This is a genomic window from Mesorhizobium sp. M7A.F.Ca.AU.001.01.1.1 (assembly GCF_004022735.1).
GTDB lineage: Bacteria > Pseudomonadota > Alphaproteobacteria > Rhizobiales > Rhizobiaceae > Mesorhizobium > Mesorhizobium ciceri.
On sequence record NZ_RZPF01001151.1, the window covers coordinates 1 to 1,115 of the forward strand.

Here is a 1,115-nt window from a genome sequence, read left to right on the forward strand (position 1 = left end):
GGGCAGGAAATTGAGCAGGGCGGCAGCAACGCCCCAGACCAGCGGATTGGGCACGCCGAGCGCCCAAAGACCGAGAGCGATGACCGTGCCGAGGCCGGCATTGATGATGGTGACGGTGAGCAGATAGTGCGAGATTTCGCGTTCGACGTCATAGACGACGCGCAGCGCCCGCTTCTTTTCGCTGAGGCTGGCGAAGGACTGGATGATCTTTTCATAAAACATCGTGCCGGAGGCGAGCAGGAACAGCGACAGCACGAAGATAATGGTGAGGCCTGTTCCCGCCGACAGGATGTTGCTGGCGGCCGCCGACAGGATGCCGGACTGCGCCACCGCCACCTTCTGAATACCGGACTCCTGCGAGGTCTCGGTCAGTTGTTCGATCTGATGCGAAATCTGCATGATCTTCTCGAGCGGCTGTCGCAATTGCGCCAACCGTTCGGTGAGCTTCTGGCCGATCGACGAGGTGTTGTTGATAAGATCGATGATCGGGCCACTGAGCAGATAGCCGGCGGTGGCGAACACACAAAGGGACAACAGCACCAGAAGGGTTGCCGAGATCACTTCCGGGATACCGTGCTTGCGCAGCAGCCGGACGATCGGCGTCAGCGTCAGCGCCAGCAGGAAAGCCAGAAGCACTGGCATGAAAAAGGCGCGGGCGAAATAGAGCGCGTAGATGGCCATGAAGAGAAAGATGCCGATCAGCAACGAGCGCATCAGACGCGTGTCGGCGCGAGCCGCGACGCGCGAATCCGGTTCATCGGAAACGTCCTGTCCCCAGGCTGTGGGTTCGGTTTTCATGGTCACCCCTCAAGCCGGCGCCCCTTCGCACGGCAATCGCCTCCATGAAACGCAGAGTTACGGGCGAGGGTTCCATGAGCCGGCTTCGGGATTGAGGCCGCTCGCGCCGGCTCCGGGTCAGGCTGCCGGCGACGTGACGGCTGTGGCGGGCTTGGCTGTTTCCTTGCGCACGATCGGCGCCACCCTGGTGCCGTAGAGTTCGATCGCCTTCATGATCTTGGCGTGCGGCATGGTGCCGATCGCCATCTGCAGCAGGAAGCGGTCATTGCCGAAGATCTTGTGCTGGGCGACGATCTTTTCAGCCACTTGCTCGGGAC

1 protein-coding gene and 1 pseudogene are annotated in these 1,115 nt (G+C 61.4%); both read right to left on the bottom strand.

The features are described from left to right. Positions 1-798: AI-2E family transporter (locus EN884_RS36660; protein ID WP_164895448.1), on the bottom strand; the 798-nt coding region annotated here is incomplete at its 3' end. A 117-nt stretch (positions 799-915) separates the two neighbouring features. Continuing rightward, positions 916-1,115, bottom strand: a pseudogene (locus EN884_RS36665) (LLM class flavin-dependent oxidoreductase); the annotation flags it as partial.